The sequence below is a fragment of the Streptomyces sp. NPDC005899 genome, assembly GCF_040629645.1.
Classification (GTDB): domain Bacteria; phylum Actinomycetota; class Actinomycetes; order Streptomycetales; family Streptomycetaceae; genus Streptomyces.
In genome coordinates this window covers 25,258-47,255 of record NZ_JBEXWB010000017.1, presented here as the reverse complement: position 1 = coordinate 47,255, position 21,998 = coordinate 25,258, and the positions used below count along the sequence as shown (strand labels likewise).

General features: G+C 70.8%; 23 protein-coding genes and 3 pseudogenes. 17 read left to right on the top strand and 9 right to left on the bottom strand.

Translation table 11 applies throughout. The features are described 5' to 3' along the window. The 3 genes and pseudogenes from ABZ371_RS04385 to ABZ371_RS04375 form a co-directional block, all read left to right on the top strand. Positions 1 to 629: adhesin (locus ABZ371_RS04385; protein ID WP_358673242.1), on the top strand; the 629-nt coding region annotated here is incomplete at its 5' end. A gap of 186 nt (positions 630 to 815) precedes the next feature. Beyond that, a pseudogene (locus ABZ371_RS04380) lies at positions 816 to 1,740 on the top strand (aminoglycoside phosphotransferase family protein). Positions 1,741 to 1,892: 152 nt separating this feature from the next. After that, a complete protein-coding gene (locus ABZ371_RS04375) occupies positions 1,893 to 2,192 on the top strand; it encodes a hypothetical protein (protein ID WP_358673239.1) in 300 nt (99 codons plus the stop codon). Positions 2,193 to 2,410: 218 nt separating this feature from the next. Here ABZ371_RS04375 and ABZ371_RS04370 read toward each other — a convergent pair whose 3' ends face one another. The 6 genes and pseudogenes from ABZ371_RS04370 to ABZ371_RS04345 all read right to left on the bottom strand — a co-directional run bounded on the left by ABZ371_RS04370 (position 2,411) and on the right by ABZ371_RS04345 (position 7,766). Then, positions 2,411 to 2,644 carry a hypothetical protein gene (locus ABZ371_RS04370; protein WP_358673236.1) on the bottom strand — a complete coding sequence of 78 codons (234 nt, stop codon included), beginning with the start codon at positions 2,642 to 2,644 and terminating at the stop codon, positions 2,411 to 2,413. Between the two features lie 214 nt (positions 2,645 to 2,858). After that, entirely contained in the window at positions 2,859 to 3,515 is a 657-nt protein-coding gene (locus ABZ371_RS04365; protein WP_358673233.1) for a sigma-70 family RNA polymerase sigma factor, read from the bottom strand. 247 nt (positions 3,516 to 3,762) lie between these two features. Continuing rightward, a complete protein-coding gene (locus ABZ371_RS04360; RefSeq protein ID WP_358673230.1) occupies positions 3,763 to 4,521 on the bottom strand; it encodes a hypothetical protein in 759 nt (252 codons plus the stop codon). A 313-nt stretch (positions 4,522 to 4,834) separates the two neighbouring features. Then, positions 4,835 to 5,509, bottom strand: coding sequence for a DUF5134 domain-containing protein (locus tag ABZ371_RS04355; RefSeq protein WP_358673227.1), 675 nt, complete (start codon positions 5,507 to 5,509; stop codon positions 4,835 to 4,837). Further along, entirely contained in the window at positions 5,506 to 7,116 is a 1,611-nt protein-coding gene (locus ABZ371_RS04350) for a PepSY-associated TM helix domain-containing protein (RefSeq protein ID WP_358673224.1), read from the bottom strand. The genes ABZ371_RS04355 and ABZ371_RS04350 overlap by 4 nt, the downstream gene beginning before the upstream one ends. A gap of 460 nt (positions 7,117 to 7,576) precedes the next feature. Continuing rightward, positions 7,577 to 7,766: pseudogene (locus ABZ371_RS04345) on the bottom strand (hypothetical protein). 261 nt (positions 7,767 to 8,027) lie between these two features. Here ABZ371_RS04345 and ABZ371_RS04340 point away from each other — a divergent pair. Continuing rightward, positions 8,028 to 8,357 (top strand): hypothetical protein, encoded by a 330-nt coding sequence (locus ABZ371_RS04340; RefSeq protein WP_358673221.1) that lies wholly within the window; start codon positions 8,028 to 8,030, stop codon positions 8,355 to 8,357. A 135-nt stretch (positions 8,358 to 8,492) separates the two neighbouring features. Here ABZ371_RS04340 and ABZ371_RS04335 read toward each other — a convergent pair whose 3' ends face one another. The 3 genes and pseudogenes from ABZ371_RS04335 to ABZ371_RS04325 form a co-directional block, all read right to left on the bottom strand. Beyond that, positions 8,493 to 8,753 carry a cold shock domain-containing protein gene (locus ABZ371_RS04335; protein ID WP_358673218.1) on the bottom strand — a complete coding sequence of 87 codons (261 nt, stop codon included), beginning with the start codon at positions 8,751 to 8,753 and terminating at the stop codon, positions 8,493 to 8,495. A gap of 30 nt (positions 8,754 to 8,783) precedes the next feature. Continuing rightward, a pseudogene (locus ABZ371_RS04330) lies at positions 8,784 to 9,266 on the bottom strand (UTRA domain-containing protein). A gap of 552 nt (positions 9,267 to 9,818) precedes the next feature. Next, entirely contained in the window at positions 9,819 to 10,295 is a 477-nt protein-coding gene (locus ABZ371_RS04325; RefSeq protein ID WP_358673215.1) for an NUDIX domain-containing protein, read from the bottom strand. Positions 10,296 to 10,311: 16 nt separating this feature from the next. On the opposite strand from ABZ371_RS04325, the gene ABZ371_RS04320 reads away from it, so the two are divergent. The 13 genes from ABZ371_RS04320 (at position 10,312) to ABZ371_RS04260 (ending at position 21,937) form a co-directional block, all read left to right on the top strand. Then, complete coding sequence (locus ABZ371_RS04320; RefSeq protein WP_358673245.1) at positions 10,312 to 11,091, top strand: GntR family transcriptional regulator; 780 nt, start codon at positions 10,312 to 10,314, stop codon at positions 11,089 to 11,091. Between the two features lie 563 nt (positions 11,092 to 11,654). Next, entirely contained in the window at positions 11,655 to 11,909 is a 255-nt protein-coding gene (locus ABZ371_RS04315) for a DUF6284 family protein (RefSeq protein ID WP_358673212.1), read from the top strand. Continuing rightward, on the top strand, positions 11,909 to 12,202 hold the full coding sequence (locus ABZ371_RS04310) for a DUF6303 family protein (RefSeq protein WP_358673210.1): 294 nt from the start codon (positions 11,909 to 11,911) through the stop codon (positions 12,200 to 12,202). The genes ABZ371_RS04315 and ABZ371_RS04310 overlap by 1 nt, the downstream gene beginning before the upstream one ends. Further along, positions 12,199 to 13,047: a DUF2637 domain-containing protein gene (locus ABZ371_RS04305; RefSeq protein WP_358673207.1), complete on the top strand. Its 849-nt coding sequence runs from the start codon at positions 12,199 to 12,201 to the stop codon at positions 13,045 to 13,047. Before ABZ371_RS04310 ends, ABZ371_RS04305 begins: the two co-directional genes overlap by 4 nt. After that, positions 13,047 to 13,379 carry an RRQRL motif-containing zinc-binding protein gene (locus ABZ371_RS04300; RefSeq protein WP_358673204.1) on the top strand — a complete coding sequence of 111 codons (333 nt, stop codon included), beginning with the start codon at positions 13,047 to 13,049 and terminating at the stop codon, positions 13,377 to 13,379. The genes ABZ371_RS04305 and ABZ371_RS04300 overlap by 1 nt, the downstream gene beginning before the upstream one ends. A 26-nt stretch (positions 13,380 to 13,405) precedes the next feature. Then, positions 13,406 to 13,960: a hypothetical protein gene (locus tag ABZ371_RS04295; RefSeq protein ID WP_358673201.1), complete on the top strand. Its 555-nt coding sequence runs from the start codon at positions 13,406 to 13,408 to the stop codon at positions 13,958 to 13,960. A 55-nt stretch (positions 13,961 to 14,015) separates the two neighbouring features. After that, a complete protein-coding gene (locus tag ABZ371_RS04290; protein ID WP_358673199.1) occupies positions 14,016 to 16,133 on the top strand; it encodes an FtsK/SpoIIIE domain-containing protein in 2,118 nt (705 codons plus the stop codon). A gap of 206 nt (positions 16,134 to 16,339) precedes the next feature. Further along, positions 16,340 to 16,798 carry a hypothetical protein gene (locus ABZ371_RS04285; protein ID WP_358673197.1) on the top strand — a complete coding sequence of 153 codons (459 nt, stop codon included), beginning with the start codon at positions 16,340 to 16,342 and terminating at the stop codon, positions 16,796 to 16,798. A 297-nt stretch (positions 16,799 to 17,095) separates the two neighbouring features. After that, positions 17,096 to 17,827 (top strand): DNA methylase, encoded by a 732-nt coding sequence (locus tag ABZ371_RS04280; RefSeq protein ID WP_358673194.1) that lies wholly within the window; start codon positions 17,096 to 17,098, stop codon positions 17,825 to 17,827. Beyond that, positions 17,824 to 18,663, top strand: coding sequence for a DNA primase (locus ABZ371_RS04275; protein ID WP_358673192.1), 840 nt, complete (start codon positions 17,824 to 17,826; stop codon positions 18,661 to 18,663). The genes ABZ371_RS04280 and ABZ371_RS04275 overlap by 4 nt, the downstream gene beginning before the upstream one ends. Before the next feature lies 1 nt (position 18,664). Then, positions 18,665 to 20,140: an ATP-binding protein gene (locus ABZ371_RS04270; RefSeq protein WP_358673190.1), complete on the top strand. Its 1,476-nt coding sequence runs from the start codon at positions 18,665 to 18,667 to the stop codon at positions 20,138 to 20,140. Positions 20,141 to 20,591: 451 nt separating this feature from the next. Continuing rightward, complete coding sequence (locus tag ABZ371_RS04265; RefSeq protein WP_358673187.1) at positions 20,592 to 20,789, top strand: helix-turn-helix domain-containing protein; 198 nt, start codon at positions 20,592 to 20,594, stop codon at positions 20,787 to 20,789. Next, entirely contained in the window at positions 20,789 to 21,937 is a 1,149-nt protein-coding gene (locus tag ABZ371_RS04260; protein WP_358673185.1) for a tyrosine-type recombinase/integrase, read from the top strand. The genes ABZ371_RS04265 and ABZ371_RS04260 overlap by 1 nt, the downstream gene beginning before the upstream one ends. The last annotated feature ends 61 nt before the right edge of the window (positions 21,938 to 21,998 follow it).

Below are 21,998 nucleotides of genomic sequence, written 5' to 3'. Positions count from 1 at the left end.
CCGGCGCCGTACCGGCACCGATCGGCGGCGGGGCCCCCACCCGGATCGGCCCCGCAGACGGCGGGAGCGGGGCGACGCCGGCGCCCGGCGCCCCGGCCCCCTCCGGGGGACAGGACGGGTACCGCTACACCGCGTGGGCGGGCCCCGGCTGCACCACGGGGGACTACGAGGAGCGCGGCCGCTTCGAGAACGGGGACGCGGGCTGGTACACCGTCCCTTCGGGTGGCTTCGCGGGGGGCGCGTGCGACGGACGGTTCAGCGCCGTCCCGATGTCGGGGCTCCCGTCCGAGGACCGGGGGAGCAGCGCCGTCTGGTCGTGGCACCTCGGAGCGGGGTTCCGCGAGTGCGCGCTGACCGTCTTCGTGCCGGAGAGCGTCCGCGACAGTGATGTGGCGGGGGCCCCGACCGTCTACCGCGTGCTCTCCGACCCCCAGGAGGAGGACTCCGCCTACACGGGCTTCGCCGTGCGCCAACGGGACCACCGGGGCGAGGCGGTCGACGTCCGGAGCTACCCGGTCAAGGGCGGCACCTTCGCCGTGCGGCTGCTCGACCGGGGCCGCGACTGGGGCGACACGGAGCTGGTGGGCGCCCACCACGCCGCGGCGCAGATGAAGGCATCGTGCCGTTGACACGAAGGTGACACGCGGGCCGGTCGGGTGCGGCTCCTCGGAGCCCCTTGTCCCGCGCAGCCGCCCGTCTCGGGTCACCGTGCGGGACAGCGGTCCCGCGCAGCCGACCGCGACACCGGTCCGGCGGTGGCTCGGGGCCCACCGAATCACCTTGACCCCCGGGACCCGTACCGCTTGCATCGACGGATGCACGCCAACGAGGTGACGGCCGATCAGGCGCTCGTACGCCGCCTGCTCGCCGCGCAGTTCCCCGCATGGGCCGGCCTGCCGATCCAGCCCGTCCACTCCCACGGCACCGTCAACACCGTCCACCGGCTGGGCGCGGACATGGCCGTGCGGCTGCCGCGCGGCGAAGGCGGATCGAAGGACGTGGCGACGGAGCACCACTGGCTGCCCCGGCTCGCCCCCCCACCTCCCGTACGCGATCCCGGAGCCGCTGGCACACGGCACACCCACCGCCGAGTACCCCTGGGACTGGTCCGTCTGCCGCTGGGTGGACGGCGGCAACCCGGCCGCCGGTACAGGGACGGCCGAACTCGCCGCGGATCTCGCCCGGTTGCTCGCCGCGCTGCGCGGGATCGAGGTGACGGACGGCCCGCCCGCCTACCGGAGCGAGCCGCTGGCCACGCGGGACGCGGCCACCCGCGCCGCCCTGGCGACGCTGGAAGGAATCGTCGACACGGCGGCGGTGACCGCGGCCTGGACGCAGGCCCTCCGTGCCCCCGGCCCGACGGCCTCCTCATGGGTCCACGGCGATCTGCAGCCGGGCAACGTCCTGCTGGCCGACGGCCGTCTGACGGGCGTCATCGACTTCGGCTGCACGGGTGTGGCCGACCCGGCGGTGGACCTCATCGCCGGCTGGTACCTGCTCACGGCCCCGGCACGGCGCACCTTCCGCGTGGCGACGGCGGCCGACGGCGCGGCGTGGGCGCGGGGCCGGGGCTGGGCCCTGTCGATCGCGCTCATGGAACTCTCGTCGTACCGGAACACGAACCCGGTCATGGCGTCGACCGCCCGCCACGTGATCGGGGAGGTCCTCGACGACGGACGGCTCCGCGCCCGGGAGGCGGGCAGGCCGCAGGACGCTCAAGGCGTAACCAGGCCCACGTGATGCCGCAGGGTGCCCGACCTGGGACACAGGGGAGGGACCCGAGCGGGACGCGGACCGAGACGTGCGGCTCGAACTCGCCGGAAGGCCGGCGGCAGAGCGACAGCAGAGCGACGGCAGAGCGACGGCAGACCGTACGAAAGGGTGGGGGGACCGTGGAGCCGGCAGAGACCCTGGACAGGACCGTGGCCGCACTGAAAGACCCGCTGGAGCGAGCTGACCGCGCGCAGGGCTGGACCGACGAGCTGCGCCGGGAGATCCAGGAAGAGGTCTCGATCACCCGCTCGGTGCTGCGGCGGCACGGGCACCGGATGGTCGCGTACCTGCGGCCCCGCCTCGACGAATGGATGGCACGGGAGGGCATACAGCCAGGACGCCTCCGCGACGCGGTCATGGAAGTGCAGACCCTCATCACCGAGACGCACGGCGCGGCCGGCCCACGACGACGGCCTTGACAGGCCTCACGGCAGCGATGCCACCCGTGGTTCACCTTCCGCACCCACCGCGGGTGAACAGCCCTGACCGGGTGCGGTCGGGGCCCTCCTCGTGCGCCTGCCCGCCGGTGGCCGTGGTTCCCGCCGGCTACCGGTTGACCGGGCACAGCGGGGGACAGCGGGGGTGCGGCGTGCCGCCTCCTTCCGCGGCCGCCGCTCCACGCGGGCCGGTCCGCTCCTCAGGCGGGAGCCACCGCGTCCAGCCTGCCGGCCTTCGCCTCGGTGACCAGGTCGGCGAACTGGGTCGCGCTCATCTGGACGTGCTGGCCGAAGTCGTCCGTGAGGACGATGCGGCGGTCCTCGCTCGCGGCGGGGTCGATGAAGAGCTGGGGGCAGCCGCAGTCGCAGTTCCCGCAGAACGTGGCGACGGGTTCGAGGGAGGTGAGGTCCGGGAGGTGGGGGTCATCGGTCATCGGGGCGCCTTCCGCCGGGGCCGCCCGCTCGGTGGCGGCCTTGGACGGGGCGGATATACCCGTACGCACGCGCCGCCGGACCGCCGCGGCGGGTGCGTCACCTCTGCGCGTAACCGGGGAACCGCGCACGGTTCGCGGCCGACTACCGAAGGGGCGTGTCCCTCGCGCACGGACGGCCGGGGCCGCCCCGGCGTGGAAGCGGCCCCGGCTCGCGTCAGGCGGCCCGGGTGACGGCCTCCGCCTCGTCGCGTGCCAGTTGCGCGGTCATGGCGGTACGCGCGCGGGCCACCCGGGAACGGACCGTGCCGACCGGGCAGTCCGCCTCGCGGGCGGCCTCCGCGTAGGACAGCCCGAGCAGTTGGGTGAGGACGAAGGCCTGCCGGCGGTCGTAGGGAAGCGCGGCCAGGAGGTCCTGGAGCGCCACGCCTTCCTCGAAGCCGGGCAGCCCCGTCGGCTGGGTGCGTTCGACGGTCGTGCGCCAGTCGTGGGTGTCGGCGAGCAGGGGGCGCGCGGCGGCCCTGCGGAAGTCGTCGACGACGGTGCGGCGGGCGATGGTGAGGAGCCAGGTGCGGGCCGTGGAGCGGCCCTCGAAGCGGTGCAGTGTGCGCAGCGCACGCAGGAACGTGTCCTGCGCGAGGTCCTCGGCGGCCTGCGGATCGGCGGACAGATGGGCCACGTACCGCACGACGTCGCGGTGCAGGGCCCGTACGAAGGCGTCGGCGGCCTCGCGGTCCCCGGCGCGGGCGGCGAGTGCCCAGCCGGTCGAGGCGGCGTCCTCGGCCGTCCTGTCGCGCGGGGCGGTCGCACGCTGTGGCCCGCGTGGCGCGGTCGCACGCCGGGGCCCGCGCGGGGCGGGCAGGGGGGTGTTCATCGCCAGGTGTGTCCTTCGCGGATCGGTCCGGCACCCGGGCGTCCGTGCACGGCGCGGGGCCAACGGGCCGTAGGCACAGCTCGCGCGGCGGTGTACGGGACGGAACCGGGTTTCCGGTGAACGGGGCACCCGGGCCCTTCGGGCCGGGTGTGCCGGAGGACTCCCGCCGGGCGCGGGTACGACGGCGGGCCGGTCGGCGACCGGTCGTGTGCCAGGGACGCGCGTCCTCCGGATGCCGGCCGCGTCCTCAGGACGCGGCGAGCACCCCGGGCGGCCCGCGCCGGTCCCGGGCGCGGGCGCACCGCAGGCCCCGTGACAGCCGGTCGCTCAGGCCCCGGTGAGGGCGCAGGCGAGGGCGACGGGCCGGCAGCGGTGCGGTCAGGAGAGGGTCGAGAGGGGCGAGCAGCCGGCCCGCGACCGCACGCAGGGTCTGGAAGGCGGCGCGTTCGCCGCGGGCCATCCACACGCCGCAGACGAACGCGGCGAGGACGTGCGCGGCCAGCATGCCCGCCGAGGACATCCCGGCCATGCCGTGACCCGTATGGGCCGTCGAGTCCAAGGGGGCCATGGCGGAGGCGTGGCCCAGGGCGGCCAGGCGTTGCGTGCCGGTCATCGCGGCACCGGTGACCGCGTCGTCCGGGTGCGCCATGTGCGCCACATGTGCCATGTGTTGCATGCCCGCCATGGCGTCCGCCGGTGGCGCGGCGGCTCCGGCGGCGGTCCGCGTGGCTGTACCCGCGACGGTCGCGAGGGCGGACTGTGCGGCCGAGAAAGCGTGGTGCAGCACGACCTGGGCCGCCACGGCGAGGCCCGTGACGAGCCAGGGGCCGCGCTCGCGGGCCGCGAACCACCAACCGGGGACCGCGAGCGCGAGGAATCCGGTGGCGGGCACCCAGACGGGAAGCGGGGCCTCGGACATCAGGACGTGTCCGGTCGCGGCGAGCGTGACCGAGACGACGGCGAACATCGCCGCCCTCACCGCGCGTCCGACCGGTCCCGCCTCCATGGCGCCTGATCCTCCCATCGCGGGAAGCCGAACGACATGGCGGCGTTTCCGGCTTGCCGCCCATGTCGGACACGTGAACGCGGCAGCGGAATACCGGCATATGCGAGGGGCACGCGGTGGGGCGGGGCATGGCGCTACGGCCGCGGCGGACGGCCGGTCAGCGTGCCGGGCCGCACGACGACCGCCTGGATCCGCACAGGCGTTCCGTGGGTGAAACGGAGCGTGAAGGAGACCTCGTCGCCGGGCCGCCACGTCCGCTTCGGCCGTGCCGTCACGTCGATGGAGGCTCGTTCAGCCGGATCGGACCGGCTGCTCACACCATGACGAGGAACATCACCGCCATGCCCAGCGCCATCAGCCCGTGACATCCCGCGTCCCGGGCGGCGTGCGCCGTGCTGCCCGAGGTCGTGCCGCCCGGGGGCGTGGAGTCCGTCGAGCGTGGTGCGAGGCGGCCCGTGTCGAAGCCCTCCGCGAGCCACCACAGGGCGAGGGCCAGGAGGACGAGTGCGAGCAGACCCGCGCTCCAGCGGTCGGCGGTGCCGCTGAGCGTCATCGTCGCGAGTGCTCCCGGCGCCGACATGTCCATCCCGGGCATGTCGTGTGCCTGACCCGCGTCCGTCGCTCCCATGGACATGCCCGACGACATCGCGGCGACCATCCACGCCATCGCGCCGGTCATCACGGCATGCGACAGTGAGCGCGCGAGGGCGTGGACCCGAGGCTCGGGGCGGTTCGGCAGAGCGAGGGCGGCCAGCACGAACCAGGCAGCGGCGGCGGAGAAGAACACCACCTGCGGCGTACCGGGCAGGTCCATGCCCCAGGCCCAGGCCATCGCGAACATGGCGAGGGCCATCACCGCGTGCAGACCGTGCGCGAGCCGTGCGGTCCACGGGTGGGAGCGGGCCACGACGGCGCGCCACAGACCGTAGGCGGCGAGCGCGCAGAAGAGCAGGGTCAGAATCCAGCGCAACCCGGTGGCGGCGATCATCGGGCCACCTCCTCGGGTGACCCGGCTCGCGCTTCCGTGCGCGCGCGCCCGCGTCGGCGTACCTGCGCGACCGCCGGGTCCGCGAGCAGGAAGCAGGCCAGAGGCAGCCCGAACAGCGGCAGGAAGTAGGCGAGGACGGCGGTCACGACGACGAGCGGCGCCATGACCCTGCCCGGCACCCGGCGCCAGGCCCCCCGCGCCGGGGGACGTCCGGGTCGCGTCCCGCCTGCCCGGGTGGGCCTGCGCAGCCACCACATGCGATAGCCCCAGAGGAGCATGGCGATGAGCGCGAGGGCGATGACCGCGAGGGCGATCTGGTTGGCGAGGCCGAAGAGCAGGCCCATGTGGGCGTCGATGCCCCAGCGCGTGAGCTTGGCGAGGAGGGGGAAGTCGTCGAAGACCAGCTTGTCCAGGACCCTGCCGGTGGCCGGGTCGATCGCGACCGAGTCCTGCTGCTCCGGCCAGTGCCGGGTGTTCTCCTCGACGACGTACGCGCTTCTGCCGTCCGGGGGCGGGCTGATGACGAGCTTGCCGCGCAGACCCTCGGAGCGGGCGATGCGGACGGCGTCGTCGAGATCGACCCGTGCGGTGGGGGAGCCGGCGGAGGGGCCGCCCCCCACCGAGCCGCTCCCCTGTGTGGTGCTGCCGAGGGACGAGGATACGGAGGGCGTCGCCCCGCCCAGCGCGTCCTGGATCCTGCCGATGTTCACGCCCGCGTACGCCGACCACGTCAGCCCGGTCGCCGAGAGCGCGAGGAACCCGGCCGCCACCCACAACCCCACGGCCCCGTGCCAGGACAGCACACGCTTGCGTCCCTTCCTGCCCCGGCGAGGCACGAACAGTGCGCGCAGCCGCTCCCGGCCGCGCGGCGCCCCGAGCCACAGGGCGAGCCCGCCGAGTACCTCGACCCACAGCCAGCTGGCGGCTATCTCGCTGTAGTAGCGGCCGAACTCCCCGAGGTGCAGCGTGCGGTGCAGGCTGTCGAACCAGGACCGCACGGGCAGCCACTCGCCGAAGGTGCGCAGCGTGCCGTGCACTTCGGCGTCGTACGGATCGACGAAGGCGGTCTGCGTGTAGCCCTCGGGCAGCCCCTCGACCTCGAAGGTGACCCGGGTCGTGTCGTTGTCCCCGGCGCCCATGGTCACGGAGACGAGTCGCCCGCCGGGTACCGCCTCGCGGGCGGAGTTCACCTGGACGGCGAGCGGCTTGGGATCGCCGTGCGGCGTGACCTTCAGCTCGTGGTGGTAGAGGACGGACTCGATCTGCGGGGTCGCCGTGTAGAGCAGCCCGGTCACGGCGGCGACGAGCAGGAACGGCCCGATGAGGACGCCCGCGTAGAAGTGCAGGCGCAGCAGGAGGGGCCGCAGCCCACTCCAGGCACCCCCGCCGCTTCTCGGCGCGGGTGTGGCGAAGTCCTCTTCCCAAACGGTCTGTTGGGCGGCGGCCCGGTCGGTGCCGTTCTGTCGGGTGGCGGCCGCCTCGACGGAGGTGTCTTCGACGGGCGTGCTTTCGGCGGACGCGCTCTCGTCGACGGTCTTCTCGACGGAGGGCTCTTCGGTCGTGCGTCGCCGGAGCGGCGGTGACGCGGCAGGCGTGGTCTCGGTCATCGACTCTTCCTCATGCGTGGACCGGTGGGGACGGTGAGGTGCACGTACAGGAGTCGGTGCGAGAGGCGCGCGAGTTCCCGCGCCTGCGGTGTGACGCAGGACATAGGGGATGCGGGTGTCGCTGCTCATCCGACCGGGCCGTCGCCGTCGGGGCGCGCTCGTAGTGCGCGATCAGTGGGCCGCCTGGAAGCCGGCCGGTTCTACCTGAGATCCAGCTGGTTCTGCCTTGCGAGGGCACGGGGCAAGGCTTCATGCCCTGCTGACTCCGTGACTCCGTGACTCGATGGCTCCGTTGGCAGTATCAGCCTGGGAAGCTGTGAGCGTCTGCGACTAGTTCTGGTGCTGACCTGTGTGAACGGTTGAGTCGAGGTGTCGCCGGGGCCCGTTGCGTTCACCGCGGTTCGCCGCTCGATCCGGTGCGCTTCGGTGCCCGCCGTCGTCGTCCGCGAATCGGTGGCGCCTACCGCTTCCGCGCCCGGTAGTGCTTCATCAACGTGGTGATCCGAGCCGGGTCCGCCTGACCGTTCAGCTCGGCCAGGAGGCCGTCCGGGCAGAACTCGTAGAGATCGCCCCACCATCGACGGCCTCGGTTGTCCCAGACGCGGTAGCCCCCCGGCACCCCCCCTGGCCACGTAGCGTCTCCTGCTCACCGTCCCCCAGCTCCCCGCACAGCCCGTGCCGTTGTCCGACCTCGTCCCGGCGCAGACCATACGGAGGCGGTGGCCGTCCAGCGAGGCAATATGCGACAGGCGAGGAGGAGAGCGACCGGGTCGCCGTCGGCAAGCACCAGGGCGCGGCCACCGGCTTCGGTCCTGCCCGAACGGCCGTGAACGCCGCTGAATGCCACGGAAACCGAGACAGACGGATGGCGGGCCTGGCCCGCCGGCACCGTCGCTGTTGAAGGGGGAGTGATGGCGCTGGTCCGCAAGGGATCACGACGGATCGTCGTCGACGGGGTCGTCTACCGCTGGCGGCTGCGAGGCAGACCGACGTACTTTCAGGGCCTCACGTGGTCGCCGTGCACGTTCGCGGTCGAGCACGCGGATAACCCAGGTATGCCACTCGTGGTCACCACCGACCAGCCTCATCCGAACAACTGGCTCGGTCGCGCGGCTGAGCCTGTAGTGCCATCCGGTGTCGCCGCGGCTGTTCGGCTTGCCCTGCGTGAGGGCTGGACCCCGACGGCTCCGGGCTCCGCGTTTCACCTCGACCAGTCAGCCGGCTTCACACCCTCGTCCTGAGCGGTGCAGAGGGTGAGCACCGCTTCAGGAGTTCGACCCGCGCCCGCCCCTGGTGCTGTCGTCGGCTGATCCGAAGGTCGTCCGAGGGCCTGGCTGGCTGCCGACGTCCGATCTTGCCGATGCCAGCCGTGAACGTCAGGCGGACCGGGGAACGATGCTCACCGCCCGGTAGTCGTACCCGTCCTGCTTGAAGCCGGGCGCTTCCCAGGTGAGATCGACCAGTTGCCCGGGCGACAGCGTGCGGAAGCCGGGCGCCTGGATCTCGGCGTAGTGGCCGAAGCATCCTCCGCGAGTCTCGGGCGAGTCGAGGACGCCCCAGCCCTCCTCGTCGCTCCACTCACGCACCGTCGCGGTCACGACTGCGGTGTCCTTACGCGTACCTCTGCGGCGACCCATCCACCTCTCCCTTCACGCATGGCGCAGTTGTCATCGGCTGATCGGAGACCCGTAGCTGATCGGAGCCCCGTAGGCGATCTCGCAGTGAGCCGAGGGCACCACGATGTCCCCGGCCTCCGCGGGGCGACCGTCGTCGCTGTCATGCGTCCGCCGGATGCGCGTGACCCAAGCAGCCTCCTGGACGCCGAGCGAAGACGCCTCTTCGGCGGTCGCCTGCCTCGGGTCCGGGTGCTCCACGGCGCGGCTGACCGTCGTGCCGATCGCGGCCATGTGGCTCACAACGCATGCTCAGCGTACGGCCCGCCCTCGGGGAGGACGACGAGGGTGCCGGCGGGGTCGTACGGCTCCCGGGAGATCAGCAGCTCCTGAGCCCTGCGGACGATGTCCTCGCCAACGCCGCGCTCCTGGCCGATCTGGGTGCGGGAGGGCAGGCGCTCTCCTGGCTCCCACACGCGCTCCGCGAGCCGCCGCCGTAGTTCATTCACCGGCGATACGGAGATGAGGCGGCCGCACAGGGGCCCGCGTTGATGTCGGACGTGGATGTCAGAAGGGGCCCACCTCCGAGAATGCGGAGGTGGGCCCCTTCTGCACTGGTGCCCCCGGCAGGATTCGAACCTGCGACACCCGCTTTAGGAGTTCGACCGACCGAGTGTGCAGCCGTGGCTTCGCGGGCTCTCGTACCGGCACGCACTGCTGCCCGAGCCCTCTGGGATACGCAGTCATGCGGGGACGTTGCCGTCAACCACTGCCGTCATCACCCGGCGACACTAGGAGGGAAGTTGCCTTACTTCGGGCGCTCTTGTCGCCGGGCTTCTCGTTGCTGTACCTCATCCAGGCGCGCGAACAACCTCTTCCACTCCCTCGCAGCGGCAGCCCTCCGTTGAGCCCCATCAGGCTTCGCCGCTCGCGGCTTACGGGCCTTCTTGTCCTTCGGGCCGCCGTGATCGCCGCTGGTCAACTGGACGCGTTTCGCAGCCCCGTCGCGGCGCTGCCGGTCTCCCATGGCCATCCTCGAACACTACGCCCGAGGCAGGGAGGATAGGCAGGCTTCCGATACCGCCAGAGTCACGGACTGGCCAACCCGCCGAGCACCCGTCGTCCGTCATGGGCACGCACCGGGGGGGTTTGGCTGTCGAGGGCGTCAAGCACGCGGACCGCGTACGCCTCGACCATGTGGGCCTCTACCTCTCCACGATCGAACCAACGCACGGCGGTCGACTCGTCAGATGTCCGCTCCTGTCCTCCCACCGGGCGGCACAGGAACACCAGGGCCACGACCCCCCTGGCCATGTTCTTGTACACGCCAGTGAGACGCACTGCGTCGACCTTGATTCCGGTCTCTTCCAGAACCTCCCTGCGGGCTCCGTCCTCGGGACGCTCGTCCAGTTCGAGGACACCACCGGGCGCCTCCCACGCACCGTTGTCGGCTCGCCTAATCACGAGGACACGGCCGTCCTCCCGCACGACGACGCCGGCTACCGACACCGAGTGCTGCGACATTGACGCACCTTCCTGGGTAGCGTTACTCATGTATATGAGCATAGGAGAATCGAAGAACATGGGGATTACAGCCTCTAGGGACTCTGGCAAGCCACGGTACCTACAGATCGCGGAAGACCTCGCACAGCAGATCAGGACCGGAGTGCTGGCCCCCGGCAGCAAGGTGCCTAGTGAGTCAGAGCTGATGGCTCGCTACTCCGTGTCCCAGGGCACCGCCCGAAAGGCCGTGGCAGAGCTAAGGCCTACGGGCCTGATCGACACATTGCACGGCAAGGGCTCGTTCGTGAAGAGTCAGCCACCGGTACGCCGGAAGTCCTCGGATCGCTTCCGTCGGTCGCATCGCAGGGCTGGCAAGGCCGCATACATCGCGGAGAGCGAGCAGGCCGGTAAGACACCGGGCGTCACGGTCCTGTACATCGGCCCTTCGGATGCTCCGGAGGACATCGCGGAGCGATTGAACATCGCTGCCGGCACCAAGGTCCTCGCTCGACGTCGCCTGTACTTCAGCAACGGCACACCGACCGAAGAGGCGACGTCCTATCTGCCGTGGGACATCGCCGAGGACATTCCGGAACTCCTCGCGGAAAACCCGGGCCCCGGGGGCATCTACGCCCGCTTGGAAGACCACGGACACACGCTCAAAGAGTTCACGGAGACGGTTCGTGCGCGACTCGCCACGAAGCAAGAGGTCGGAGCGCTCACTCTCAGCCCCGGCTCGCCGGTCATCCATCTGACTCGGAGCGCAGAATCTGAAGCAGGCCGCGTAGTGGAGGTGTGCGACACCATCATGGCCGCTGACCAGTTCGTTCTCGACTACCGCATCCCGGCGGGGGACTGACGGAAGACCCACCATCGTGACCCGCCGCACAGAATTCGATCGCGGCGGGTTGACTCATGTACAGGAGTTGGGCATTCTGATGAACGTAACTCCTGCACATGAGTGCAGGAGTACAGGAGCCGCTGGCTCCGTGCATTGCGTGCCCGGACGGGTGCGACTACGACAACTCCACAGCGTGATCCACCGCGTCAGTACGGCCGTGACCGTTCCGGCCGAGGCGAGTGGAGACCAGCCGACCGAGAAACGGCCCCCTTCACACCGGGGCCCACACCCCCTGACCGGGGAACGCCATCGGCTCTAAGAACCGCACGGCACACCTTCGAAACTGCGACGACTTCCGGGATCTCGGATCTCCCCGGAACGAGCAGCGCCGTGCGACATCAGGAGAACCGAAGCACCAGCGCTCACGGTGCCCGGCATTCGGGCCCGCCTCTCCGGCGGGCTGCGGTGCCGGGTCGCCGTGGTCGCTCGTAGCCCACGAACGACCATGACGGCGCGCGGCCCCGGTGCTCGAACACCGGGGCCGCTGTTCGGGCCGTCCCACTGTGAGGAGAAAACGACCCATGAAGACCATCGCTGCACTTCAGGCCCTTGTTACGGCCGAGGCGCTCGACATCGAGCCGTCGGCTGCCGAGCTGGACGCGATCGACCGGGAGATGCCGCTGATCCTGGCGGAGGTCGAGTTGCTGGACGCGCAGATCATGACCATCGACCACCCGGCCAACGAGGTGGACGAGCGCCGGGTCCGTCGGGCCCGCCGGCGGGTGCTGGCGGCTCGCCGGGCGCTGGCGAACGCGACCGCTGACGAGGTGGCGTGATGGCGAGCCTCCCACAGGCCCGCATGGCCACGCAGGCGTCCGGCACCTGGGTTCTCTACGTCCTGACCGACGCCCCGTGCATTTTGTGGCCGATGCACGACTTCGGCCGCGTGACCCCGATGCCCACGGTGCAGGAGCGCGTACGAGCGCTGACCGCCCTGGGCTACGCCGTCGCGGACGGGCCCGAGTGGGAGTGGAACGCCACCCGCACCTCCCCGGCCCCCCGCCACCTGTGGGCCGCCATCGCGGTCCGGCCGCTCACCCCGGACGCCACGGGAGGTGAGGCGGAATGAACCGCTTCGGCAAGGGACTGCTGGTCGCCGCTCTCGTGGTCGTCGTCGCGATGGCGTTCCGTGTCTCGTGGAACGCGCTGCGGGACGTGGCGAGTGCGACCGGGGCGGACGGCACAGCCGCGCTGCTCTACCCGTTCGTCGTCGACGGCCTGATGGCACTGGCCCTGGTCGCCACGCTCGTCCTGACCGACGAAGCACGACGGTTCGCACTGCGCGTGCTGGCCGCCTACACCCTGGCTTCGCTGGTCCTGAACTACGTCCACGGCCTTGTCCCGGAGCTGCACGGCCAGATGGCCGACTGGGGCCGACTGGCCGACTGGGACCCCGCCAACTGGGCCCTGGTGCTGCTCGCCACCTCGCTGCCGGTCGGGTCGATCTACTTCGGCTCAGACCTCGTGGCGAAGGTCCTGCACCACCGACCGGTCGACACCGCGAATGCGGAGAAAGCCACAGAGACGACCGTAAATCGGTCTACCTCTGACCTGGGAGAGTCGACCCCCGCCCCGGCCGTCCCGGTCGTTGCTCGGCCCGCTCTTCCTGCTCCTGCGCCGGTCGACCTGGTCAAGCGGGTCGAGCCGGTTCAGGTACGGGCGGTGGCCGCCGAGTCGACCCGGCCGCGTGCGGCGACCGGACGCGTGCCGGACGCCGCACGGTCGACCCGACCGGTCCGCACGGCAGACGAACTGCTCGACGAGGCACGGACGGCTACCGTCGACTGGCCGGTCGGGGACCTGACGGCCGAGGGTATCCGCAAGGCCGTCCACACCTCCGCCGCCAAGGCCCGCGTACTGCGCGAGACGCTGCGGGCTGAGCGGACCACCGGGCCGGATGAGGCGGTGGCCTGATGGCCACGCTTCCCGTCTACCGGTGGCGCCTGGCCCCGGACGGCTATGCCACCCGCCGCCAGCTCCGAGCCCTCGGGCTGCGCCCCGGTGGCCAGGACGTGGCCGCGCAGCTGGAGCGGCCCCGTCGACGGCGGGGCCCGCTGGTCGCCTACCTCTACCGCGTCGACCGTGCCAAGCCCGTACGGCCCATGACGCCCGCTCGCATGGTCGCTCTCGAAGCGGCCATGCGGGCCCGCCGGACCTGCCCCAACTGCCGTCGCGACGTCGGGTACTGCATCCCGCGCTCGCTCGGCATGTGCGTGCCCTGCTCAGACATCGAACCCGCCGCCTGACCTGCGGCAACGATCGGAGTGACGTAGTGAAGCTGACTGTCAGCACACACAAGCTCTTCGGCTACGGATCCACCCTGCGCACTGCCAAGCGCCTGAGTGAAGAGGCCGTGCGGATCGTCGAGCGGTCCGTGGCCGGCCGCATGCCTGACGTGCAGGTCGTCCTCACCGGAGAGCGGAACCTGGCCGAGGTGAGCACGGCAGCCGAGTGGGAGACCGCCGGATGCACCGACAAGAGGATGCAGGCCCGGGCGCTGCGGGACGCGAAGCGGTACGCCCGGGACGTCGCCGGGCGGTCCATCCCGCTCGCCGACGGCGGGGTGTTGATCGTCGTCAACGTCGACCAGCACCCCAACGAAGCGGTGTTCGCGATCACGCTCGTGCACGAGTTGGTCCACGCGATGCAGACCAGCCGCAAGGGCGTCCGGGACCGGCTCGTCGCCGGTCTGCGCCACGACCTCGGTGTCGAGAAGCAGTCGCGCCGCTGGGACCGCGAGCACGCACGCTGCCTGGAGGCCGAGGAGAAGGAGGCGTACGGCTCCGAGTACCTCGCCGGCCGTCTCGTCCCCGCCGCCGCAGCCTGACCCCCACCCCACACTTCCTCGCCCCAACTGTGGGGCAGTCAGGAGTCGTTCCGTCATGAGCGACAACGTCGTTCCTCTCTTCGAAAAGACCGCCCCCGCCCCCATAGAGCCCGCTCCGGTGGACGTGGCCGCTGTAACAACTCCGGTCGCTGAGAAGGCGCCTGTGCCCCTGTGGGTGCGCTCCGCACGGGGTATCCGCACGGTGGCCACGCACGAGCACACCAAGACCGCGTGCCGCGCGACCGCCCGCCACGGGCTGTACGTGCTGGGCGGGACGCGGATCGTGGCCCGCCGTACGTGGGAGGGCCGTACCGCCTCCCGCTACGAGCGGATGCTTCGTGCGGCGGAAGCCGCGGGGAACATGGAGGCCGCCACCGAGTGGGAAGAGCGCGGGCAGCGCTTCCGCCAGGAACGCCACCGGCGCCGCATGGACCTGCTCACCGCGCCGATGGACGCGGCCAAGGGCATCGCGGCCGGTCTCGGCATCGGGGCGGGTGGTCTCTTGCTCCTGGGCATCATGCTTGCCGTCGCCAACAAGGACTGGACCGACATCGGCGCCCCCACCATGGCGCTGATCGAGCTGGTCCGCTGGATCGTCTTCATCATTACCGTGACCTGGGGCCCCCTCGTCACCATCGGCCCGTGGGCGGTCTTGCTCGGCCTGTGGGCAGTGGGCAAGAACCAGCAGGCCGCACCCCAGTGGGCACTGCCCGCGAACGTGCGGTCCGGTGAGGGTGAGCCGATCACCCCGTCCATCGTCGTCCTCGCGCTCCGGAACCTCGGTGTCGCTCCGCTGCGGAACGCCATCAAGGAGATGGGCGACGCCGGCGCAAGCATGCTGGGCCCGATCCGGATCGCCGGATGCGGGGTCGAAGTCGACGTGACCCTGCCTTCCGGTGTCTCCACGGACGAGGTGCAGAAGCGGCGGCGCAAGCTCGCCGAGAACCTGTCCCGGCACGAGCACGAAGTGTTCATCACCATCGCTGAGGCGGCCCGAACGGTCCGCCTGTGGGTCGCGGACAGTGGCGCGCTGGACGAGCCGATCGGCCCGTCTCCGCTGGTCACCGACCCGGACAGCAAGGCCGACTACAAGACCGGCAAGGCGCCGTGGGGCCAGGACCTGCGCGGCGACGCAGCCGCCCTGAGCCTGTATCAGCGTCACCTGCTCATCACCGGCCTGTCCAACCAGGGCAAGACCGCAGCACTCCGGGCCCTCGCCCTGTGGCTGGCCCTGGACCGCACGGTGGAGTTCCGGATCGCGGACCTCAAGGGCGTCGGGGACTGGGCCATGTTCGACGGCCTGGCCACGGTGCTCATCCAGGGGCCGACCGACGATCACGTCATCCAGGCCACCGAGATGGTGGAGGGCCTGGTCGCGGAGATGGAGCGCCGTCTCCAGGCACCGCCCGGGACGAAGTTCGCACCGCTGGTCGGGATCGTGGACGAGGCGCAGCTCGCGTTCATGTGCCCGGTCGTCGACAGCGAGAAGCGCCCGTACGGCGGGTCGAAGGCGACGTCCCGTTACTTCATGGCGGTGCGCAAGGTCAACAACCAGGGGCGCGCAGTCGACGTGACGCTGTGGCAGGGCACGCAGGACCCCACGGACCAGAACCTTCCCAAGCTGGTCCGAGAGGGCGCCCACACTCGCGCCTCGCTGGTCCTCGGCACGGAGTCGCAGGCCCGGATGGCGCTGGGAGACAAGGCCATCGACGGCGGGGCGGCGCCGCACCTGCTGCGGCAGGGCCTGGACAAGGGGACCCTCGTCGTCGCGTCCGACGGCATCGAGATTCCCGCCGGCCAGGCATCCATCACCGTGCGGACCCACTACATCAACGACGACCAGGCCAAGGAGATCGCCACCCGGGCCCGCGCCCTGCGCGACGGCGTCACCACCCTGCACGTCATCGAGCAGGGCGAGGTGCGCGACCCGCTCGCCGACATCGCGGCCGTCATCGGCGAGACGAATCGGGTCCTGACCCAAGACGTGTTGCAGCGCCTCGCGGTGCTGTCCGAGGACAGCTACGGGAGCTGGACGCACGCCGACCTGAAGCGCGTCCTCGATGGCACGGCGGCCGAGCCGTACAAGTCGGACGGGCGGATGGTCGTCGGGCGTGAGCGCATCGCCCGAGCGTTGGCGAACCGGGACACCGACGGTTCCGCTTCCGCTTCCTGATTACAGGGAGCGCACCCCGGGCGGGTCAGGGAGGCAGGGAGAACTCCCTGAACGCCTCCCTGACCTGCCTCCCTGGGCCTGACCTGCACAAATGATGTTCAGGGAGGCAGGGAGTCACCCCAGCTCAGCACCCCTAAAGCCCCCTCACAGCGCCTCCCGCAGGGGGTGCTTCCGCCTCCCTGAACCAGCAGAGGAAGGGATTCCGCATGTTCCCCGAGAACACCGGCCACCGCCCCACCGAACGGGCCGTGACCATCCACCAGCCCACCCCCATCGCGCCCTACCCGGCCGTTCCGGTCGTCCCGGTGCAGCCTGCCGGGGTGCCGTCGGTGACGTCGATCGTGCTGCCCGACGGGCGGGTCATCACCGGGTACGCCATCGACCACAGTCAGCCCGAGCCGGTCACGGCCAAGCCGCTCGTGTCGCGTACGGCGGTGAACGTCGCGCTCGGTGGGATCGGGTTCGGTGCCGTCTGCGGCGGGCTGGTCCTGCTGACCACGTTCATCGCCGCACTCGCGGCCCTGGTCCAGCAGCTCATCATCCTGGCCGCCGTCATCTTCGGTGGCTTCATCGCCGTACAGGTCCTCACCGCCAGCCAAAGCAAGGGCGCGACGACGGTGAACATCCGTAAGGCCGTCTTCAAGCGCAACCGCTTCCACGGTTGACCACCCCGAGGAACGCCGCGCCCTCCCGCAACGCAGCGCGAACGGTCAGGAAGCCGAGATGAGCGACAGCCGAGGCAAGCCCACCAAGCCCACCAGCAGCGGGCCCATGACGACTAGCGGAAGCGGACCCGGCCGCTGGAACACCTTCAGCGGAAGCCGACCCCCGACCGCGACCACCCACACCCTTAGCCGCCCCGGCGGCCCGAAAGCCTCATGACCAAGGGCGGCCCCCGTCTCGCCAAAGTCCGGGGCCGCCCTCGTCCAGCACGCCACTACAGAGAACTGGAGACATCCAGCATGACTCAACCTGTCCCGATCCGGCGAGTACCCGGCCACCGACCCCGCTTACTCGATCTCTTCTCTTGCGCCGGCGGCGCGGCCATGGGCTACCACCGCGCCGGGTTCGAAGTGACCGGCGTGGACATCGTCGACCGCTCGAACTACCCCTTCACCTTCCACCAGGGTGACGCCCTCGAATACCTCGCCGCCCTCATCAAGTCCGGCGAGATTGAGCAGTACGCGGGAGTGCACACCTCCCCGCCCTGCCAGGCCGGATGTGCCCTCACCGTGGGCACCAACGCCTCACGCGGCTGGGGCCGCACCCACGTGCAGGTCATCCCCGAACTCCGCACCCTGCTGGACGCGTCCGGCTTGCCGTACGTCATCGAGCAGCCCACCGGGAAAGCTCCGGTCCGGCGAGACGTGTGGCTGTGCGGGGAGATGTTCCATCTCGGTGTTCTGCGGCACCGCAACTTCGAGCTGGGCGGCTGGAGCATGCCGCAGCCCGAACACCCCAAGCACCGGGGCTATGTGCGGGGCTACCGGCACGGCGTCTACCGGGACGGCCCCTACGTCGCCCCGTACGGCGCCGGTGGCGGCAAGGCCACCGTGCCGGAGATGCAGACGGCCATGGGCATCACATGGACCGACGTCCGCGAGGAGCTGACCGAGGCCATCCCGCCCGCTTTCTCCGAGCACATCGGCCGCGCCCTACTCGCCGCTGTCCGCCCGGTGGAGGTGGCTGCATGAGTACCCACCTGCGCGCGGCCCTGGACCTCGCGGCGGTCGGCGTTCCCGCGCTCCCGCTGCGGGCGGGCAAGCTCCCGTTCGGCAACTGCACCCAATGCGCCGGCAACACGTGCGGAGGGCGCCCCACCATGAAGAACGCCGGGAGCTGTGACTGCCCCGGCGTCTGCCACGGCTGGGCCGCAGCCACGACCGACCCCGCCACCCTCACCTCTCCACCGTGGGCGGAGGCGTGGCGGCAGGCTCAGGCCGTCGCCTACCACCCGGCAGGCGCCCGGCTGACCGTCGTGGACCTCGACGACGCCGACGCCATCACATGGGCCCGCCAGAACCTGCCCGCCACTCGGATCGTGCCCACCACCCGTGGGGAGCACTGGATCTACCTCGGTGCCATGCAGTCCGCGAACGCGGTCCGGCCCGGCGTGGACATCAAGTCGTCCATGGCCTACGCCCGATGGCTCGGCCCCGGCACCGGCACCATGACCGCCCTCCCCGATGCCGTACGCGCCCTGACCGTCAAGGCACCCTCCACGGTCCGGCCCGCACCGCACCCCGTCGGCGTGTCCGCGCCGGCCGGGGGCGGGCAGTGCCGTCACCGCACACCTACCTATCTGGATCGTGGCATCGCGATGGCCGAGCAGCGCATCACCGAGGCCACCTCCGCAGTGCACTCGACCGTCTACCGGACCTTCCTCGCGGTGCTGTCCGCCCATGGCCGGTGCGGGTGCCTGACCGATGCCCACATCGAGCGTCTGTTCGCCGCCGCGCAGGCCAAGGGTGAGGGCCCCCGGCACTGCACCGACGCGTGGACGAACGCCTTGACCAGGTTGGGACTGTGACATGGCTGACGACGAGAAGAGCCCTGCACGCGAGGTCATCACCGACTACGCGCAGGCGCACTTCCGGTACTTCCGCACCGCTGACGGCACCGTCTACGCGCAGAAGCTCGGGCACCCCGTGGCCAGGCCGATCCGCTCGCAGGGCACGACGGGCAGCCACCGCCAAGAACTCATGGTCGGCCTGTTCAAGGACGGGCGCGGCGTGTTCAACGGGACCGCACTCAAGGAGGCACTGGACTTGATCGAAGCCCTGGCACTGACCGAGGCCACCCAGCCCGTGCAGATCCGCGTGGCCCCTGGCTTCGACGGAGCGACGTGGCTGGACCTGGGCCGCAACGACGGTCAGTCCGTCCGCATCCACCCCACCGGCTGGGACATCACCGTGCCCGACCCCCGCGAGGTGTGCTGGCGACGCACCCAGCTCACCGGGGAACTCCCCCTGCCTGCCAAGGACACCGACGGCAAGGGCATCGACCTCCTGTTCCGGCTGACCAACTTCACCAACGCGGAAACCGAGTGCCTGGCTCTCGCCTGGCTGATCGGCTGCCTCGGGCCGTCCGTACCCGTCCCGGCCCCGTTCCTCACCGGCCCGCAGGGCGCGGGCAAGTCCACGGCCGGCCGGATGCTCGTGCGGATCATCGAGGGCATGACCGGCGACCTGCGCCGGGCCCCGAAGGACGAGGAAAACCTCATCGCAGCCGTAGCCGCGGGGTGGGTCACTGCGCTGGACAACCTCTCCCACATGACGCCGGACCTGTCCGACGCCATGTGCTGCATCGTCACCGGAGCCGAGTCCGTGAAGCGCGCCCTGTTCACCGACGGAGACGTCTTCCGCGTCGGCTACCGCCGCCCCTTGCTCCTGACCGGCATCGACGTCGGCGTCATCCGCCCCGACCTCGCCGAACGCCTCCTGCCCCTGCGCCTGGAGCGCCCCACCGTGAGGCGCACCGAAGCCGAGCTGTGGGCAGAGTTCGCAGAGGCACTGCCCGTCATCCTCGGCTCACTCCTGGACCTCACGGTCAAGGTCCGTGCCGCTCAGGCTGACACGCCCACCGATCTGCGGATGGCGGACTTCGCCCACCTCTGCGCTCAGTTCGACGCGGCCACCAGCCTCCGGGCGCTCCCCGCCTACCGGGCCAGCCTCGACGACCTCAACGACGACGTCATTGAAGGGGACCTGCTCGCCCAGACCGTCCTCCTCCACGCCGACGCGATCGAACCCGGTGGTGAGCAGCGGATGACGTCCACCGAGTGGCTGCACTGCCTCAGCCGCGTCTACAGCGCCGACGAACTGCGGCCCCTGCCCAAGGGCTGGCCGACCACCGGCAAAGTCCTCTCCGACCGACTCAAGCGCCTCCAACCCACCCTGGCCGCCCGAGGGGTCCTCGTCGACTCGGGCCGCACCAAAACGGGCCGCTACCTCGAAATGCGGCGCCAGAGCCCACCAGCACCGCCCGAGCAGGCGACAGCGTTCTGACCCGCACCGCCCGGTCACCCGGACAAGCAAGAAGAGCACGCCGCGCCGGGTGCTCCTCTTGCTTGTCCGGCGGAACGCCGCGCCAAAGGCGTGCCCGAAGGGCTCCTTCTCACGCCTGAAGGATCACCGCCACTACTACAGACACCCCCTTCTTCTTTCCTAAGTAGGGAAGGTCTGCGTCACCTGCGTCACCAAAGACAGAAAACGGCTCCTGAGCTGCGGAAACAGCGGTGACGCAGACGGACGACTCTGCGTCATCCTGCGTCACCTGCGTCACCCGGTGACGCAGGCGGTGACGCACGGGTGACGCACCCCTCCTTAGCTCCGTCACCCAAACTCCCTGGTCAAAGGCTCAGGTGACGCGGGTGACGCGGTGACGCAGAAATCCGCACCTAGGACAGCCGCGCCCCTCGGAACGCACACAGCACACGCCGCTCTCTTGGAGGCCGCCGTGAGTTCTGCCCTGCCCACCACCCATCGAGCACTCAAGGTTCCCGAAGTCATGGAGGCCTTGGGTCTCAGCCGCTTCAAGGTCTACGACCTCATCCGCTCGCGAGAGCTGGCGAGCATCACCATCGGCCGAGCCCGCCGTATCCCCGCCGAATCTCTCCGCACGTTCATGGAAGCCAAGCTGGAGGAAGCCGCCTGATGGCCCCGAAGAAGAGGAACCCGAACGGCGCCGGCAGTATCTGGCAGCGAAAGGACGGGCGGTACGAAGCCCGCGTCTACGTGCCCCAGCCGGACGGCACACGCAAGCGCAAGACCGTCTACGGCGGCACATGGGAGGAGTGCGACACCAAGCGGCAGGAGTTGGTCCTGCGCGACCGGCAGGGCATCCCGACCCCCACCAGGTCGGCCAAGCTGTCCGAGTGGCTGCCCTACTGGCTGGAGCACTACGTCCAGTCGCGTCGCAAGCTCAGCACTCTGGACAAGTACGAGGCGCACGTCCGCCTCTACCTGATCCCCATGCTCGGCACCAAGCGGCTGGAGACGCTGAGCGTCGCCGACGTGCGCCGCTTCATCGCCCGGGTGCAGGCCGCTCAGACAGCGGCCACCGCGAAGGAAGCCCATCGGGTGCTGCGTACGGCGCTCACGGCGGCGGTCCGCGAGGAACTGATCACGCGCAACGTCGCCTCCCTGGTGGAGCCGCCCCGCGTGAAGCAGCGCGAGATCAGCCCGTGGTCACTGAAGGAGACCCTGTCCTTCCTGGAAGCCGCGCGCAGCGACCCGCTGTATGCCGCGTTCATGCTGGCCATCTGCATGGGGCTGCGGCGCGGTGAACTAGTGGGCCTGCGCTGGACGGACGTGGACCTGGACAACCGGGTGCTGCACGTCCGCCACCAGACCCAGCGCCGCCGGGGCACGCTCTATGACGACGACCCCAAGAGCAGGCGCCGCAGGGTCGTGCCGATGCCCGCCCTGTGCGTCGCACCGCTGCGCTGGCACCGGCTGAAGCAGCGGGAGACTTTCGCCGATACGGGCGTCACATGGTCCGAGGGCGGCTACATCTTCGCCACGAGGAACGGCCGGCCGGTGGAGCCCCGCAACGTCTACCGCTCGTTCACGCGGGTGGCAGCCGGTGCCGGTCTGCGGGTGGTCCGGCTGCACGATGCCCGGCACGGCTGCGCGACGCTGCTGACGGCGGCCGGTGTCGCGCCGAGGGTCATCATGGAAATCCTCGGCCACAGCCAGATCAGCATCACGATGGACGTCTACACCCACGTCGTCCACGACATTCAGCGTGAGGCGATCAGCCACATGGACCGCCTGCTCAAGCGCCGTCTGCCGGGCGCCTGAGGCACGGCTGCCGTCAAATGGTGCCGTCAAAAAGGCCCGGACCTTGATCGGTCCGGGCCTT